The 17,065-nt window shown below is 65.6% G+C and carries 17 protein-coding genes; 7 read left to right on the forward strand and 10 right to left on the reverse strand.

Translation table 11 applies throughout. The features are described from left to right. Window positions 1-12: 12 nt before the first annotated feature. The 10 genes from ABGN05_RS01975 to ABGN05_RS02020 form a co-directional block, all read right to left on the reverse strand. Window positions 13-1,467, reverse strand: coding sequence for an aldehyde dehydrogenase family protein (locus tag ABGN05_RS01975; protein WP_367952309.1), 1,455 nt, complete (start codon window positions 1,465-1,467; stop codon window positions 13-15). 5 nt (window positions 1,468-1,472) lie between these two features. Continuing rightward, window positions 1,473-2,243, reverse strand: a complete 771-nt coding sequence (locus tag ABGN05_RS01980; protein ID WP_367952310.1) for a sugar isomerase domain-containing protein — start codon at window positions 2,241-2,243, stop codon at window positions 1,473-1,475. 35 nt (window positions 2,244-2,278) lie between these two features. Next, window positions 2,279-3,037 carry a nucleoside phosphorylase gene (locus tag ABGN05_RS01985; RefSeq protein WP_367952311.1) on the reverse strand — a complete coding sequence of 253 codons (759 nt, stop codon included), beginning with the start codon at window positions 3,035-3,037 and terminating at the stop codon, window positions 2,279-2,281. 1 nt (window position 3,038) lies between these two features. Beyond that, on the reverse strand, window positions 3,039-3,917 hold the full coding sequence (locus ABGN05_RS01990; RefSeq protein ID WP_367952313.1) for a carbohydrate kinase family protein: 879 nt from the start codon (window positions 3,915-3,917) through the stop codon (window positions 3,039-3,041). Continuing rightward, the gene (locus tag ABGN05_RS01995; RefSeq protein ID WP_367952314.1) at window positions 3,914-4,477 is read right to left on the reverse strand and encodes a cysteine hydrolase family protein; all 564 of its coding nucleotides are present in this window, start codon (window positions 4,475-4,477) and stop codon (window positions 3,914-3,916) included. Before ABGN05_RS01995 ends, ABGN05_RS01990 begins: the two co-directional genes overlap by 4 nt. Beyond that, entirely contained in the window at window positions 4,477-5,376 is a 900-nt protein-coding gene (locus ABGN05_RS02000; RefSeq protein ID WP_367952315.1) for an ABC transporter permease, read from the reverse strand. The genes ABGN05_RS01995 and ABGN05_RS02000 overlap by 1 nt, the downstream gene beginning before the upstream one ends. Further along, a complete protein-coding gene (locus tag ABGN05_RS02005; RefSeq protein WP_367952316.1) occupies window positions 5,373-6,425 on the reverse strand; it encodes an ABC transporter permease in 1,053 nt (350 codons plus the stop codon). The genes ABGN05_RS02000 and ABGN05_RS02005 overlap by 4 nt, the downstream gene beginning before the upstream one ends. Beyond that, window positions 6,422-7,903 (reverse strand): ABC transporter ATP-binding protein, encoded by a 1,482-nt coding sequence (locus ABGN05_RS02010; protein ID WP_367952317.1) that lies wholly within the window; start codon window positions 7,901-7,903, stop codon window positions 6,422-6,424. Before ABGN05_RS02010 ends, ABGN05_RS02005 begins: the two co-directional genes overlap by 4 nt. Window positions 7,904-7,971: 68 nt before the next feature. Further along, window positions 7,972-9,006 carry a BMP family lipoprotein gene (locus tag ABGN05_RS02015; RefSeq protein ID WP_367952318.1) on the reverse strand — a complete coding sequence of 345 codons (1,035 nt, stop codon included), beginning with the start codon at window positions 9,004-9,006 and terminating at the stop codon, window positions 7,972-7,974. After that, window positions 8,942-9,763: a GntR family transcriptional regulator gene (locus ABGN05_RS02020; protein WP_367952319.1), complete on the reverse strand. Its 822-nt coding sequence runs from the start codon at window positions 9,761-9,763 to the stop codon at window positions 8,942-8,944. The genes ABGN05_RS02015 and ABGN05_RS02020 overlap by 65 nt, the downstream gene beginning before the upstream one ends. Window positions 9,764-10,296: 533 nt before the next feature. Between ABGN05_RS02020 and ABGN05_RS02025 the strand changes: the two genes are divergently transcribed. From ABGN05_RS02025 to ABGN05_RS02055, 7 genes are all read left to right on the forward strand, one after another. Continuing rightward, window positions 10,297-10,923, forward strand: a complete 627-nt coding sequence (locus ABGN05_RS02025) for a TetR/AcrR family transcriptional regulator (protein ID WP_367952320.1) — start codon at window positions 10,297-10,299, stop codon at window positions 10,921-10,923. Between the two features lie 123 nt (window positions 10,924-11,046). Continuing rightward, window positions 11,047-12,192 carry an ABC transporter ATP-binding protein gene (locus tag ABGN05_RS02030; RefSeq protein WP_367952321.1) on the forward strand — a complete coding sequence of 382 codons (1,146 nt, stop codon included), beginning with the start codon at window positions 11,047-11,049 and terminating at the stop codon, window positions 12,190-12,192. After that, entirely contained in the window at window positions 12,162-13,010 is an 849-nt protein-coding gene (locus tag ABGN05_RS02035) for a metallophosphoesterase (RefSeq protein WP_367952322.1), read from the forward strand. The genes ABGN05_RS02030 and ABGN05_RS02035 overlap by 31 nt, the downstream gene beginning before the upstream one ends. 29 nt (window positions 13,011-13,039) lie before the next feature. Further along, the gene (locus tag ABGN05_RS02040) at window positions 13,040-14,344 is read left to right on the forward strand and encodes an ABC transporter substrate-binding protein (protein WP_367952323.1); all 1,305 of its coding nucleotides are present in this window, start codon (window positions 13,040-13,042) and stop codon (window positions 14,342-14,344) included. 73 nt (window positions 14,345-14,417) lie between these two features. Beyond that, window positions 14,418-15,353, forward strand: coding sequence for a carbohydrate ABC transporter permease (locus ABGN05_RS02045; protein WP_367952324.1), 936 nt, complete (start codon window positions 14,418-14,420; stop codon window positions 15,351-15,353). Continuing rightward, complete coding sequence (locus ABGN05_RS02050) at window positions 15,343-16,161, forward strand: carbohydrate ABC transporter permease (RefSeq protein ID WP_367952325.1); 819 nt, start codon at window positions 15,343-15,345, stop codon at window positions 16,159-16,161. Before ABGN05_RS02045 ends, ABGN05_RS02050 begins: the two co-directional genes overlap by 11 nt. Next, entirely contained in the window at window positions 16,161-16,925 is a 765-nt protein-coding gene (locus ABGN05_RS02055) for a tyrosine-protein phosphatase (protein ID WP_367952326.1), read from the forward strand. The genes ABGN05_RS02050 and ABGN05_RS02055 overlap by 1 nt, the downstream gene beginning before the upstream one ends. Window positions 16,926-17,065 lie beyond the last annotated feature (140 nt).

A 17,065-nucleotide genomic window follows, 5' to 3' on the forward strand; every position in this document is an offset into this window, starting at 1 on the left:
ACGTCAGCAATTTCATACGGATTGGCGGTCACGAACGCGCATCTTGATGTGTTTGGATTCGCGGAAAGCCTCGATACCTTCGCGTCCAAGTTCGCGGCCGATCCCGCTCATCTTCCAGCCGCCGAAGGGGGCCTGAAGCTCGCTGGTGTCGTTGACGTTCACGCCCACGGCTCCCGCTTCGATCCGCTCCGCCATGCTCCAGGCTCGTTCGAGATCGCCGGAATACACATAGGCAGCGAGACCGAAAGGGAGGGCGTTCGCGACCCGCAGGGCTTCGGCGTCGTTCTCGACCGGACGGATCGCGGCGAGGGGTCCGAAGGTTTCCTCGGTGAGGGCGAGCGCATCGTCGGGCACGTCGTCGACCAAGGTCGGTTCGAAGAAGTAGCCTTTGTCGTAGCTATCGCCGTCGGGTGCGTGCCCGCCAGCGAGAACTTTTCCTCCACGCCGGACGGCGTCGGAGAGATGGTTCCTCACTCGCGTCCGGACACTCTCATTCAGAACGGGACCATAGAGAACACCCGGTTCAACGCCGTGACCCAGCCTGATCTTGCGGGTCTCTTCGGAGAGCGCCTCCGCGAAGGCCTTGTGAATTCCACGCGACACCAGGATCCGATTCACCGCAATGCAGATCTGGCCCATGTTGGAGAAAGACCGTCGCGCTGCCGCTGCAGCGGCCTCCACGGGATCGGCGTCGTCCAGGACGATGAAGGGGCACTGACCGCCGAGTTCCAGCGAAAGGCGCTTCAGGTTTGACGCGGCCGCGCGCATGATGGATTGACCGGCCGGGACCGATGCCGTCGCGGTGATCATGCGGATGTCCGGGTGCTCGGCCAACGCGGCTCCGACTTCCGGTCCCGTGCCGGGGATGTCGTTCAGTACGCCCGCCGGCAGACCCGCGTCGGCGAAACACTGGACGACCTGTCCGATCGCGAGCGGCGTCTCGTGCGGCGGTTTCACCACCAGCGTGCAGCCGGCCGCAAGCACCGGTCCGACCTTCCAGGCATAGAGATCGACGGGATAGTTCCACGGGACGATGCCACCGACGACGCCGACGGGCGCCGTGGTGACGAGGCTGCGGATGTCGGACCTCGCCGAAGGGCGTATCGTTCCGCCGAGGCGGCGCCCTTCCTCCGCGTAGTAGCGGATCACCTCGACGCCAAACAGGATCTCCTTCTTCGAGTCGGGGACTGGCTTGCCCTGTTCGCGCGTCAGCAGATTTGCGATGGCATCGACTCGCTCCGCAATGAGATCGGCTGCCCTGTGCAGGATGCGCGCGCGCTGGTCGGCATGGGTCTCGGCCCAGCCGGCGAGCGCCTTTCCAGCCGCGGCAACGGCGTGATCGACGTCGGCGCGATCGGCAATCGCACTCGTTCCGACCTTCCCGCCCGTCGCCGGATCGTTGATGACGACCTGCCGGCCGTCGCCCGCGTCGACCCATGCGCCGTCGATGTAGAGTCTGCGTTCCATCTCGCTCACCGTGCCTTCAGCCGCCGCCACAGTTCTTCGTAGTTCTCGTCGTTCTGGCGGTTCGCGGCTTCCTTGCCGGTCGTGTTCGGGTTGACCATCACGTAGGGTTTGACGCCGCGCTCGACGAGCTTCTCGGCGGTCAGGGAGACGATCGCGTGCGCGATCGCGATGGTGACGCTGGTCGAACTCGCTCCGACGGGATGCTCCAGCCCGTCGATCTCGAGGGCGGCGTCGGCCTTGGGTATGCCGGTGTCGATCACGACGTCGGCGACTTCGAAGAGCCGCTTGCCGGACGAGTGGCGGGAGGGTGTGCTGGACGAGTGGGGAATGGACGTGACGCCGACCACCTTCATCCCGCGTTCCCTGCATTCCAGAGCGATGTCCATGATCACGGCGTTGATGCCGGAATGGGAGAAGAGGATCATCGTGTCGGCGGGATCGACCTGGTGCGACCGCATGATGGCCTTGCCGTAGCCCTCCTGGGCATGGATGAAGCGATACTGCCGCGCGCCCATGTCGCCCCACACGTGGTGGAACGAGATCATCGTGCTCTCGACGATCGGCCGGAAGCCGACGACCGTGCCGGTGCGCGGGAAGGTCTCCAGCGCCGGCAGTGCGCCGTGGCCTGTCCCGAAGGTGAAGACGAGCTTTCCGGAGGCGATGCTGGCGGCGCTGTGCTCGGCAGCCTGCGCGATTGCTTCGGCTTGCGTGCTGCGGACTGTCTCCAGCCGTTCGGCGAGGGATCCGAAATAGCGATCGAGGAGCGAGGATGACATTTCGCGTTCCTTCTTCTGAATGTTCCTGGAGATGATCAGGCCGGCAGCGCCGCGAGCGTGTCGAGCGCGACTTCGAACAGTTCGACCTCGGCTTCGGCCATGGCGCTCTCGCCGATCTTTACCTGCGTGTGCGCGTCGACGGTGGCAACGCAGAGAGTGGAGGCGCGCGCGCCTAGAACCCGCGCGGCGACCAGCAAGGCGGACGTCTCCATGTCGGTGCCGATCAGCCCCATGCGCTCGATGTCCTTCTTCAGGCTGCCGATCATCTCGCGCCGCGCGCCGGAAAGCCCGAACATCTCGGTATAGAAGCCGTCATAGGTGCCGAAGATGCCGGCGTGCCAACGACGCGAGCCTTCGCCAAGCCGCTTGCGCAGCGCGGTGTTCAGGGCGAAGTCGGCTATGGCCGGATATCCGAGCGGGGCGTAGGTATCGGAGGTTCCATCCGCGCGAAGCGCGCCGTCTGCCAGCACGAACTCTCCGACCGCAGCGGGTGGAATGGCCATGGCCGTGCCGATCCTCAGGAAGGTGCGAATGCCGAGTGCGTAGAGCTCGTGCAGCACGATCGTGGCGATCGGCGCTCCCATACCGAAGGCCGTGGCCGTAACGCGCCGGCCTGCCCGCACGCCTGTCACCGTGCGCAGGCCCCGGTTCTCCGGCAGGAAGACTGGATCCTCCAGGTGATCGGCAATGCGCGCGATCCGCGCTGGATCGCCGATCAGGATGGCGGCGTCGCCCACGTCCTCGCGGCCGACGCCGATATACCAGGCGCGATCCGATGTTTCTTCTTTCGTCATGCTAGGCACTTTCCATGAGGTTTGTCTGCCGCGCGCCCAACAGGGCGCCGGCCGCGCGATGACCGGCCTCCACCACAGCGCGCATGTCCGTCTCTCCCTTGGCCAGAGCCGCGATCACGCCGCCGGCAAAGGTGTCGCCCGCGCCGGTCGGGTCGGAGCATTCGATGGGTGAGGTGGACACGCTCGTCATGACGCCGTTCCGCTTCAGGACGGCGCCGCCACGGCCTTGGGTCTCGAGGACGATCTGCCCGGCGCGGATGTTCGATGCGCCGGCATGCGCGGTGGCGAGAAATCCCTTCTCGGCCTGGCTGTGGAAGACCAGGTCCGCGCGCAGGGCGAGCCGGGAGGCGAGATCCGGTGGCAACGCACGCGGATCATTCTTGACGATCCAGGCGAGCTTGGTTTCCGGCCGGAGTGCCTCCAGCGCCGCTTTCGTGGCTCCGATCGGGCCGATCGTGACGCAAAGCCAGCCGGCTTCCACGATAAGCCGGGTCTGCGCCGCGGAGAGCGTCAGGTCCGCCGGCATGCCCGGTTCGTAAAGGCAGGAACAGCCTCCATGCGGATCGTAGGCAAGAATGGCCATGGGCGTCCGCGCGCCGGAGACTATCTCTACACCGCCCGTCGGAATGTGCCTGGATCGGAGCTGTTCGACGTAATGCTCACCAGCCTGATCGTCGCCAACCCAGCTGACCGGAACGGCGTTGACGATCCCCCCGGCCACCAGCGCGGCGGCGACATAGGCGGGACTGCCGCCAAGCCGCGGCCAGGCGTCCTCGCTTCGCGAGACGATCGTCGACGTCCGGCCTGGGGTCGGCACGGAGTCGAGCATCGCGACGTGATCGAGGCTCGCATATCCCGTGATGGCGACCGTTGCGTTCACGACAACAGCTCCACTGCCTCATCAAGAGGGACGACACGGCCCATGTAGCGGTCGATGTCCTCGAGCGAGGCTTCCGCGAGATGCGGCCGGTTGGAGTTGGTCGCTTCGCGCGGAACGACCGGTTCGAAACCGCTGGCAAAGGCGTCCTGCGCCGTGGCTCGAATGCAGACGTTGGTCTTGACGCCCGCGATGACGACGCGGGTGACATTCTGCTCGTGCAGGAAGAGCGCGAGGTCGGTCGCGAAGAAGGCGCTGAAGCGGCGCTTGTAGACCACGGTTTCGTTCGGCCCGTGCGGGGCGAAGTCGTCGAAGAACGCCGCGTCGTGAGCTCCTTCCAGATGGTGGATCGGCAGCTTGCGCCACTCGAAATCCTCGAACCCCTTCCGGTGCCGCTCGACGGCATGAACCACGATCGCGCCGGATCGGCGCGCGGCATCCCGCAGGGCGCGCATGGGTTCGAGCACGTCCTCGACGCCAGGATAATGATTGGGGTGTCCGACCTCGAAGAAGGAGTTGATCACATCCACCAGGATGAGCGCGGTCTTGTCCGGTTTGGCCATCACGACCTTCCTCTCGCGCGCGAACGGCGCATTGTGATGGCCATCGCGGTCAGAACGACGATGACCATGGCGTAGGGGAGTATCTGCACCAGTTCGGCCGGCACGCCACGGCCCTGCATCCTGATCTGGAAGGCATCGAAGAAGCCAAACAGGAGCGCGCCGAGCGCAGTCGGCCAAGGGTGACTGCGGCCGAAATAGAAAGCGGCGAGTGCAATGAAGCCTCGGCCCGCGGTGATGCCCTCGTTGAATATCCCGACAACGCCGATCGATAGGTAGGCCCCGGCAAGTCCGGACATCGCGCCGGCGAAAACGGTCGAGGCATCGCGCAGGGCAAGGGGCGCCAGTCCGAGGGCGCGTGCCGCCTGAGGCGCAGCTCCCGCCGCGCGCAAGCGCAGCCCGAGCCGGACGCGGCGAAGGAACCAGGCGGTCGCCGGAACCATGATCCACGCAGCCCAGGTGAGAGGATCATGTCCGGACAGCACGGCGCCGAGGATCGGCACGTCTGCCACACCCGGGATGACGATCTCCGGCAGGCGGGCGACGTCGGGTAGGTTGAGCGTGCCCGAGGTTCCGTAGGCCGATTTGAGGAAGAAACGCACCAGCCCCGCGACGGCGATGTTGAAGCCCAGGCCGACGATGATCTCGTTCGCCTCCAGACGGGTCACCGCCAGGGACATCAGGAGGCCGAGCAAGGCGCCGATGGCCGCGGCGCCGACGAGCGCCGCCATCCAGCTGCCGCTTTCGGACGCAACGATCAAGCCGACCAGCGCGCCTGCCAGCATCATGGAATCCAGGCCGATGTTGACGATGCCGCCGACGCGGTTGATCAGGCCGCCAAGGGCTGCGAGCAGCAGTGGCGTCGTCATGACGATCGCCGCGTGGATGATATTGTCGATCATGCCGCAGGTTTCCTGCGTGCGAAGATCCAGCCGAACCGCGCCACGGCGAAGATCATCACCATGCCCTGCAGCACGTTCACGATTTCGATCGGAACGTCGGAGAAGAGCTGGATCGTCGCCCCCGACGTCGCGAGCGCTCCGAACAGGATGGCGGCGAGAAGGATGCCGACCGCCGAACCGCGTCCGAGCAGGGCGACGGCAATGCCGGTGAAGCCGTATCCGGGCGAGAAGCCGGACACAAAGCGGCCGACGGTGCCGAGCGCGTGGATGCCGCCGGCGATGCCGCCAATGGCGCCCGAGAGAAGCATCATTTTGATGATCAGCATGGGAACATCGATACCGGACGCGATCGCGAAGCGCGCGTTGAGGCCGGCGATGCGCGTCTCGAAACCCGAGGCCGTGCTTCGATCCCACAGCCAATAGAGGACGAGCAGCGCGATTGCTATCAGGAAGCCTGCGTTCAGGGTGGATGGCGGCATCAGCTTGGGAAGGCGCGCGGCCGCGTCGACCATGGGCGTCGCGGAATTTGCGGAACCCGGCGCGAGCAGCGGTCCGTTCACAAGATAGGCCGTCAGGCTGATCGCGATGAAGTTGAGCATCAGCGTCGTGACGACTTCATCCACATCCAGCCGCGCCTTCAGTACGCCGGGAAGCAGCATCCACAGCGCCCCGATCACCACCGAAGCGGCCAGAGCGAACGGGACGAGAACCGCCGCGGGCAGCCCCACGAATGTGAATCCCACATAGGCGGCGGCCAGGCCGCCGACGAAGACGCAGCCTTCCACCCCGACATTGAAGGCGCCGGCGCGGAAGGCGATGGCCGTCGCCAGCCCGGTCAGTATTAACGGAGTAGAGGCGGCGAGGGTGGCTGCGATCCGCTTGACGCCGCCGAAGGATTCGATCGCGAGGAGCCTGTAGACGTCGAACGGATTGTGGCCTGCCAGTGCCAGAATGACCGCGGCGGCCAGAACGGCGATGAGGAGGGGGAGAAGGGCGCCCGCCAGCCCGCGCGCGACCCCGCCGGATGCTGCGACCGCGGGAGTGCTCATGCCGTGCTGCCCAGCATCAGGCGGCCGATCTGCTCGATCCTCGCGGAGGAGCGCGTCACCTCGCCCGAACGGCGACCCCCATAGAGGACGACGATGCGATCGGACAATGCGATCAGTTCCTCGAGTTCTTCCGAGATGACCAGGATGGCGCCGCCGCGATCGCGAAAGTCGAGCAGGCACTGGTGGATGAAGGCGATGCCATGGATGTCCACGCCGCGCGTCGGCTGGCAGGCCAAAAGGAATTTTGGATCGCCGTCGAGTTCGCGCGCAACGGCGACACGCTGCTGGTTGCCGCCCGACAGGCTTCCCGCCGGCAGGTCGGACGAAGCGCGCTTGACGTTGTAGCGGTCGAGAAGGTCGTCCACATGGCGCGCGATCGCCTTGCGCTTGAGGACGCCGGAACCGCAGAACTCGGGCCAGCGATGGTGGCCGGCGATCGCATTCTCGCGGATCGGTGCGGAAAGGCAGAGCCCTTCGGCTGCCCGGTCGGGGCTCAGGTAGGAAAGACCCCGCCTGCGACGCTCCGTCAGCGAAAGCTGCGTGACGTCGGTACCGCCAAGGCTGATTTTCCCGGCGCTCACTTCACCGAGGCCGGTGATCGCGAGAGCCAACTCGTCCTGTCCATTTCCGGCAATGCCGGCGATCCCCACGATCTCCCCGGCATGCACCGCGAGATCGAGATCGCGTAGCCGTTCGTTGCCTGCCACATCCCGCGCCGTGAGACTCTTGATCTCTAGGATCACAGGCCCGGCTTTTCCGTCCCGGGCCTTTGGCTGGGTGAGCACCTCGCCGATCATCATTTCGGCGAGGATATCCTTGCTGGCCTCCGACGATGGAAGGCTCGCCACCTTCCGGCCGTTGCGGATGACGGTGATGTCGTCGGCCACATCCATTACTTCATCCAGCTTGTGGCTTATGAAGATGATGGTGCGGCCTTCGTCACGTAGCTTGCGCAGCAGGGAAACCAGTTCCCGCACCTGGGCAGGTGCGAGGACGGCGGTTGGCTCGTCGAGGATCAGCACGTCCGCGCCGCGATAGAGCAGGCGCAGGATCTCGACGATCTGGCGAACGTGGACCGGCGCGTTGTCGACGATCATGTCCCAGTCGAGCGCGACGCCCGCTTCGCGTTCGAGTTCGCGGGCGGCTCGGAGGGCCTGTGCGCGGTCTATCCTTCCCAGCCGGTCGGTCGGTTCGTGCGACAGGACGAGATTCTCGAGCAGGGTCAGGCCGGGAACGAGCATGAACTCCTGGTGGACCATGCCGATCCCGTGATCGAACGCATCGGCCGGACCGGCGAATGTGACGGGCTGCCCGTCCACGAGAACGCTGCCCCCATCCGGCCGGTCGAGGCCCTGAAGAATGCGCATCAATGTGGACTTGCCGGCTCCGTTGCCGCCGACGATCGCGTGCACCGTGCCGCGCCTGGCGTCGAAATCGATGCGGTCATTGGCAACGACCGGTCCGAACCGCCTGGTCACGCCACGCGCACCCAGGCGGTTCGGCGATGCCGGAGCTTGTCGCTGAGCAGTCATTCGGCGGGTTGAACTTACTTGAGATAGTCGGGATAGCCCTGATCCACGACGTTCCACACCTTCACCTTGCCCGAGAGAATGTCCTGCTTGGCCTGTTCGACCTTTTCCAGGATTTCGGCCGGGATGATGTCCTTCGTGTGCTTCATCTCGGAGAGGCCGACGCCGTTCTCCTTGAGCCCGAAGGTGATGGTTTCGCCGCCCGGGAACTCGCCCTTGGCATAACCCTTGACGACTTCCTCGACGGCAACGTCCGTGCGCTTGATCATGCTGGCGAGAACCGCGCCCGGAGCGATGCCGTCCTGGTCGGTGTCGACGCCGATCGCATAGTGACCTTCCTCTTTCGCGGCCTGAATGACGCCCATTCCGGTGCCGCCGGCGACCTGGTAGACGATGTCCGCGCCTTCCTCGAACATGGCTTTCGCCATCTGGAGCCCGATCGACGGGTCGCCGAAGTTGTTGGAATAAGCGACCTTTACCTCGACGTCGGGATTGGCCGCCTTGGCGCCCTCGATATAGCCGGCGATGAACTTGTCGATGCCGGCCGACTTCGTGCCGCCGATCACGCCGATGATCGGCTCGGGATTGATGCCCTTGATGGAGTCGTCGATCGTCACCAGGGCCGCGAGCGTGCCGGCCAGGTAGGAGCCTTCCTGTTCCTGGAAGAGGACCGAGGCAATGTTGTCTCCCTCGCGCACCTGGTTGAGGATGACATAGTCGGTGTCCGGGTAATCCGGGGCCACCTCGACCATCGGTTCGCCATGGGAGTATTCGAGGTCGACGATGAGACCGAACCCTGCATCGGATGCGCGGCGTAGGATCTCGGCGGCCTGTGCCACGACGTCGTCGGACTCCACGGCGCGACCCTCGATCCCGGTTTCCTCGATGGCGCGCTGGAAGCCGGAGTTGGCGAGGTCGTTGTAGGACTGGTCGCCCAATCCGCCCTGCGCGACGATCAAAGCCGCGCGCTTGTCCTGCGCCGATGCCTCAGTTGCTCCAAGGCCCGAGGCGAGGGCCAAGGAAGCCGCGCTGATCAATGCCAGTCTGTTCATTGTGGTGCTCCTGTTTCTGGTGGTTCCCCGAATGATGCCGCCGGAAGAGGCGTGCCTCGTAGGAATACCGGCGGGCGTCATAGATGGCGCTGACGGCGTCGAGCAGACGGCCATCGGCGGCGAAGGAGTGCCGGGTGACGGAAACGACGACGCCGTCCTTCGGCAGCCCGAGCAGCTTTCGATCCTCTTCATCCGCGCTGCAGGCAAACAACCTCTCGGTTGCGCTCGCAACCGTCAGACCCTGGCGCTCGAAATGACGGTAGAGGGAAAAGGACGGCTGGTTCGCGACGTCGAGGGACAGACTGGTCTCGGCAACCAGATCCGCCGAGAGCCACGACCGGTGACGCGCCACGGCACGTCCGTCGACAAGTCGGAGCCGATCGAGAAGCATGAGGTCCGTTCCGTAGGCATAGGGGAGGGAGTCGTTCCAGTCCGCGGCTTCGAAAGCGAGAAGACGATGCGACGCCTTGTGGCCCGCGGCTTCCACCGCCTCGGTGAAGCTGAGGAGGTAACCGGGGGCCCGACGCAGAGGCGCCTCCGCGACGAACGACCCGCTTCCCTGGCGGCGCGTGACAAGGCCTTCGTCAACCAGTTGTTCGACCGCCTTGGCGACGGTGAACCGGCTGACACCCCAGTCCTTTGCGAGTTGGGGCTCGCTGGGAAGGCGCGCTCCGGGCCCGAGGTCGCTGATCCGGACCTTCAGACCCTCGGCGATCTGCAGGTAGAGCGGTCCCAAGCTGGCGCGCGCTTTCGACATCCGCAACCTTCTGAAGTTGTCCAGTCAACTGAGCAGATTTTCGGTGCCACAGCAAGCGCTATCTCACCCTTGGAGCGATCTCCCCTCTTGGATGGCTGCCGAAGAAAAGAGGTTTGGAATGGGAACGACACCACCGGCAAGGGCGCTCTGCCGTCGTTCGATCGTTCTGCGCGAGCATTGAAAACATTCGAGAAAATTGATCGATGTAGCTTGGGGTTCTACATCTATGGAGCGGGTTTCGCTGCGAAAGCGCCAGCTTCCCAAGCTGTATTGGAGGGTACGATCTCCTTCATCCGCTCCAGCCTACGACAAGGTCCGGCGCTTGTCGGCCAAGCCGGCGGCCGGCGATTCTGCAGCCGATTGGGCTTCCCGTGTGGCTTGCGAGCCAGCTGCGCCGGCGAATTCGCCGTTTGCAGCGGTGCGTCCCTGGACAACGAAAGCGAGCCATTCCTGCCATTCCGTCCTTAGGTCATCCAGGCTTCAAGCAGGGGGCGTAGCCTGTCGCGGCGTTTGATCGGCTGAAGGGCTCCGCCATGAACCACACATCCGTCCGGCTGCTCGATGCCTGCGAGCGGATGCTCTGCGAGGTCGAGTGTGTCGACGATCTGACCGTGCGCCGGCTCGCCAGGGAAGCGGGGGTGACGCCGTCCTCCGTCAATTATCATTTCGGCTCCCAGGAGCGCCTGATCGTCGCCACCGCCGAGCGCGTCTACCGGCGCTTGAACCAGGAGCGCATGAATCTGCTCAACCGGGCGGTGCAGCGGCGCCATCCCGAGCCGCCGCTGATCGAGGAGGTGATCGCGGCGCTGGTCGGTCCCTCCGTACGCTGGAGCCTGGAGCCGACCTCGAAATACCGCGTCCTTGCCCATTTCAACTCGATGTCGCAACGCAGCCGCGATCCGGAGATCTACCGGGCGATCATCGAGGGTGTCGAGCACCATCGGGCCTTCATGGTCTATCTGCGCCAGCTCGCGCCCTGGCTCGATGACGCCGGGATCGGCTGGCGCATGAGCTGCGCGCTCGGCATCCGGTCTCAGGTTACGCGGAGCCGCGTGCGCAACGAGGTGCTGACTGACCATGCGATCGACTTCTCCGATCCCGACGCGGTCATCGCGCGGATCGTCGAGGTGGTGGCGCCGATGTTCCGCCGCCTGTCCTGAGGGTGCGGAGTCTGCTCTCGACCAGGCCTGTCCGGTGCGAATTCGAACGGCGTCCGAAACCTGTCATGTCGCGGCAATGGCAGCAGCCTACTCATGCTTCGGTGCAAACGAACCGGCGGCGACATGGCCTCGATCGACATCACGAACGTCCACAAGGTCTATGGCAGGACGCCGGCTGTCCGCGGACTGGACCTGTCGGTCGAGGACGGCAGCTTTCTCGTCATCCTCGGCCCCTCGGGGTGCGGCAAGTCCACGCTCCTGCGCATGATCGCCGGCCTGGAGGACATCACCGCCGGTGAGATCGCCATCGACGGGCGTGTCGTCAATGACATCGAGCCGGGACGCCGCGGCTGCGCGATGGTGTTCCAGAACTACGCGCTCTATCCGCACATGACCGTTGCCGAGAACGTCGGCTACGCGCTCAAGGTAGCCGGCATCCGCCAGCCGGAGCGCGCCCGCCGCGTCGCCCGCGTGGCCGAAACGCTCGGCCTCGGCGATCTCCTGGAGCGCAAGCCCGCGCAGCTTTCCGGCGGGCAGCGGCAGCGTGTCGCCATGGGCCGTGCGATGGTGCGGGAGCCCGGCATCTTCCTTTTTGACGAACCCTTGTCCAACCTCGACGCCAAGCTGCGTATCCAGATGCGGCTCGAGATCAAGCGCCTGCACCGCGAACTGAAGACCACGAGCGTCTTCGTCACCCACGATCAGGTCGAGGCGATGACGCTCGCCGACCGGCTGGTCGTCATGAACCAGGGCTTGATCGAGCAGGTCGGCACCCCGGCCGAGGTGTTCCGTCATCCGGTGAGCCGCTTCGTCGCCAACTTCCTCGGTTCTCCGCCGATGAACTTCCTTCCCGCGGCGATCGACCGGCGGGGCAGGGCGGTGGTCGAGGGTGGACACGTGCCGTGGCCCGAGCTGTGTTTCGATCTTCCGTCCGGCGCCGCAATCGAGATCGGCCTTCGTCCGGGCGATCTCAGTCTTGTCGCGCAGGCCGGGGCGGACGACGTGCTGCCGTTCGATCCGGAAATTCTCGAAGATCTCGGCAACGAACTCCACCTGCACGGAAGCATCGGGGAAATATCCTTCGCCGTAGCCCTGCCGGCCGCGACGCTTGTTCCGGCTGGTCGCCTGGGGCTGCGTGCCGCGCCCGGCGCCGTCCACGCCTTCCGTCGGGAAGACGGCCGGCGCGTCGAACCGCGCGCTCGTTCCAATCCCCCAGCACACGAATCCGGAGAAGCCGCATGGCGCAGCCTGTCACTTTCATTCACCTGACCGACCTGCATATCGGCGATCCGGACCGCGACGATCATCTCTTCAGCGACACGCGCACGACGCTGGCCGAGATCCTGCGCCTTGTCGGCACGGTCGACCCGAAGCCGAGGTTCGTGGTGGCGAGCGGCGATCTATCGAACCGCGGCGACGCGGAGAGCTACGGCGTGCTGAAGGAGCTGATGTCGGCGCTGGATGTGCCGGTCGTCTACGCGCTCGGGAATCACGACACCCGCGAGGGTTTCTACCGCGGAATGCTCGGCCGCGAGGATGATCTCGACGCGCCCTACGATCATGATGCGGTGATCGATGGCATCCACGTCATCAGCCTCGATTCCAGCACGCCGGGCTTCATCGGCGGCACGATAGAGGAGGCGCAATTCGACTGGCTCGCAGCCGCCCTCGATCGTCACGGCGACCTGCCGAAGCTGATCGTGTCGCATCATCCGCCGGCGCTCGGCGATGGACCGGACATCGCCCACTGGCGCACGGTCGACTTCGACCAGTCGCAGCGGCTCGCCGGCATGCTGAAGGGCCGAAACGTTGTCGGCATCCTCTCCGGTCACATCCACCACGACCGGGTGTCTTCCTGGCACGGCATTCCCGTCGTCGTGGGCATGGGCCAGCACGCGGCCACCGACATCCTACGCGCCGACATCCTGCGCATGGTGCGCGGCGCGTCCTTCGCCATCGGCACGATCCGCACCAGCGGCCTGACCGTCGCCTTCGTGCCCCTGCCGGCCGATCGTGCCGAACTCAACGTCTACCCGCTGGAACTCCTGCGGCAGCGCGCCATGCCCGTCCCCACGGCGGCCGAATGATCCTCCCCTCCCGACGAAAGGTCCATCCCATGATCCGCAGACATTTTTTCGCGCTCGCGCTCTCGGCCGCCTTTCTGGCGGGCGGGTTCTTAGCCTCCGCGCAGGCGCAGATGGCGCAGAGCGTCGACGAGCCCGTCACCATCACCTTCTACAACTACAATCTCGCCTCGGCCGGGCTCGGCCGCGAAGCCACGCTCGACCTGATCGCACGCTTCGAGGCAGCCAACCCGAACGTACACGTCGAGCCCATCGCGGCCCCTTCAAACGAGGTGCTGTCGCGCGTGCAGGCCGACATGGTGGCCGGCATCGAGGTCGACGTGGCGCAGCTCGTCTTCCGCGACCTGATCTACGCGGCCAACGAGCTCGGAGCCCAGCCGCTGGAGGACTTGGCCGGTGACGAACTCGCAGCCCATGCCGCCGGTTTCGTGCCGAACGGGCTGGCGCTCGGCGAGGTCGACGGCAAGACCTACGGTCTCGCCTATGTCTTCTCGACGCCGGTGATGTTCATGAACCGCGACCTGTTCCGCGAGGCCGGTCTCGATCCCGACCAGTCGCCGCGTACCTGGGAAGAGGTCAAGGTCGCAGGCAAGCAGATCGCCGAGAAGACCGGCAAGCACGGCTTCTTCCCGGGCGCCTACGGACCGATCGACGGCACTTTCGTCTACCAGGCGATCGTCATGTCGAACGGCGGCGGCAAGGTGCGCGACGGAAACACGCTCACCTTCGCCGACAAGGACCAGGCCGATGCCGTGGTCATGCTGCGCGACCTGATGGATTCGGGTGCGCACGCCCGCATCGACGTCGGCGCCCACATGGACACCTTCGCGTCCGGCAACCTGGGCATGTTCCTCTTCACCTCGGCCGTGCTCAGCCGCTTCGAGACGGCGGCGGAAGGCAAGTTCGAGGTCGGCCTCGCGCCGATGCCGGCGTTCGGCGACAAGCCGACCGCGCCGACGAACTCCGGCTCGGCGATCTTCATGTTCTCGCAGGACCCCGTGAAGCAGCGCGCTGCCTGGGAACTGATGAAGTTCCTGACCTCCGACGAAGCCTATTCGGTGATCACCTCGAAGATCGGCTACCTGCCGCTGCGTCTCGGCACGCTGGACGATCCGCGCTACCTGAAGGACTGGTACGCCGCCAACCCGAAGTTCAAGGCCAACGTCGCGCAACTCGACCGGCTGACGCCGAACGTCGCCTTTCCCGGTCCGAACTACCGTCAGGTCGAGAACATGATGAAGGAGGCAGTGACCGAGGCCGTCTTCGGCGACGGCGACCCGCGCGAGGTGCTGAAGAAGGCGCAGGACCTCGGGCAGTCGCTGATGCCGCAGGACTGATGCTGGATCGAGGACGAAGCGCGCGCGCCGGGGCGGGAGAACCCGTCCCGGCACGGCGGCTCCGGCAACCATCATGACAGATACGACCGTCTTCGCCGCCGGCGCGCCGCCACGGGCCATCCCGCGGATCCGGCTTTCGACCGTCGAGCCATGGCTCTATCTCGCGCCGGCGCTGGCGGTCGTGGTACTTTGGGTCTATGTGCCGTTGCTGCAGGCGTTCGAGCTGTCCTTCTATCAGTGGAACATGCTGCCGCGCGCGACGCCGCGCTTCGTCGGCCTCGACAACTACCGGAACCTGCTCGGCCTGCCCGACATGCGCCAGGCGGTCGTCAACACCATCCTCTACACGATCGGCCTCCTGCCGCTTTCGGTCGGCATTCCGCTCGCTGTCGCGCTGGTGACGGGAAACCTCGGTGGTCCGCTTCGCAACTTCTACCGTGCGCTGATCTTCGTGCCGATGATCGTCGCGCCGATTGTCGCCGCAATCCTGTGGCGCTGGCTGCTCAACGAGGACCATGGGCTGGTCAACGCCTGGCTCGCAGGTGCCGGCCTGGCGAAGGTCGGCTTCCTGAGCGATCCGGACGTGGCGCTGTGGACGCTGGTATGGATCACCGGCTGGAAGCTCATCGGCTTTTCGACCTTGCTTTTCGCGGCCGCCGACAGCGCGATCAATCCGACCTACATCGAGGCCGCGCGGATGGACGGCGCCAGCGGCTGGCAGATCGTGCGCGACATACGCCTGCCGTTGATGTCGCCCACCATCCTCCTGATCACGATGATGACCATCCTGTTCGGCGCGCAGTGGAGCTTCGTCTACATCAACGCGCTGACAGGCGGCGGTCCCCTGCGCTCGACGACGAACGTTTTCCACGTGATGTGGGAATACGGCTTCAAGACCATGGCCGCCGGCTGGAGCACGGCGGCGGGCATGCTGGTCTTCGTCGTCTTCGGGCTCATCGCGCTCGGCTGTCTGGCCCTCATGCGGAGGCTCGCCGTCTATGACGAATGAACGGCGCATAGGACGGGTCGCGGCCCACGGGGTGATGATCACGCTCTCCGTCCTGGCGATCTTCCCGGTCTACTGGATGATCCAGAGCTCGTTCCGCGCCGAGAACGAGATATTCTCCGGCGGGTTGTTCCCGTCGGCGCCGACGTTCCAGAACTATCTCCACGTGCTTTCCGCCATGCCGATCCTGCGCATCCTCGGCAACACGGTGGTCATGGCCGGCGCCACCACCCTGGCGCAGGTCGCCACCGGCGTCCTCGCCGCATGGGCGCTGGTGCGCTGGCGATTTCCCGGCGGTGCGCTGGCACGATCACTGATTGCGCTGTCCTGGCTCGTCCCGTTCCAGGTGGTGATGATCCCGAACTACGTGCTGGCCGCGAGGCTTGGGCTACTGGACTCGGTCGCAGGTCTCGTCATCCCCAACGCGGCGGCGGCCTTCGCGGTGCTGGTGCTCTACAATGCGATGCGCGGCTTTCCGCGCGAGGTCGTCGAGGCCGCGCGCATGGACGGCGCCGGCAGCCTGCGCATCCTTCTGGAAGTCGTCCTGCCGAACCTTCGAGCGCCGCTCGCCTCCGTTTCCATCCTCTGCTTCATCTCGGCGTGGAACGAGTATTTCTGGCCGCTGCTCCTCATCCGGCGCATGGAAAACTCGGTCGTCCAGATCGGGCTGCAGTTCTTCATGACGCAGGAGGGCAACGACTGGGGACCGCTGATGGCAGCCGCCACACTTGCGTCGCTGCCCATCCTCGCGCTCTACCTCGTCCTGCAAAGACAGGTGGTCGACTCGTTCATGAAATCCGGAATCCGCTGATGCCCGCAACCTTCGAACGTCACATCCGCCTGGGCGGCGCGTTCAACGTCCGCGATCTCGGCGGCTATGCATTGCCGGGCGGCGGCACGACCCGCTGGCGTTCGGTGCTGAGGGCGGACGGTCTTCAGTCGCTGACCGAGACCGACATAGGCACGCTGATCGAACTCGGTCTGGCGACGGTCGTCGACCTGCGCAGCGATCTCGAACTCCTGCGGCACCCGAGCGTCTTCGCCGGGCACCGGTCCGTGGACTACCGCCACATCCCGCTGTTCGACAGCCTTGCCCCCGTCGATGCGCTGCTGTCGTCGTCGACGCCATTCAGCCTCGCCGAACGCTATGTCAGCGCCGTCGAGATCTGCGGGCCCGCACTCGGCAAGGTTGCGACGACGATCGCGGAGGCGAGCGAGGGCATCGTGCTGTTCAACTGCACGGCCGGCAAGGACCGGACCGGCATCGTGGCGGCGATGTTGCTGGGGCTCGCCGGCGTCCCCTGGGACGATATCGTGCAAGACTATGCGCTCACCGCGAGCACCGCGGCGTCGCTGATTAAGCGTCTGCGCGAAGCCGCATTGCTGCGCGGCCTGAGCGCCGAAGCCGCCGCGATCCTGCTCGCGAGCGAACCGGAAACGATGCGTGTCTTCCTCGGCCACGTCGCGGACCGCTACGGCGGCTTTTCGCAGTATCTCTCCTGGGCCGGCGTATCGGACGGCCACATCGACCGCCTGGTCGAGCGGCTGGTTTCGCGGCAAGTCGAGATCGCCTGAGGGTCCGAGGCCCCATCCTATCGGTGCGGCGGGGGGCCTTCAGTTGCACGATCGCGGCCGCATCGAGACATACTGCTCTTCCCTCCGTGCCGGCGAGGCAGACAAGAGCCGAGAAGAACAGGAACCGGAGGTCGCGGCGG

The sequence above is a fragment of the Aquibium pacificum genome (genome assembly GCF_040839445.1).
In the GTDB taxonomy this organism is placed as follows: Bacteria; Pseudomonadota; Alphaproteobacteria; order Rhizobiales; family Rhizobiaceae; genus Aquibium; species Aquibium pacificus.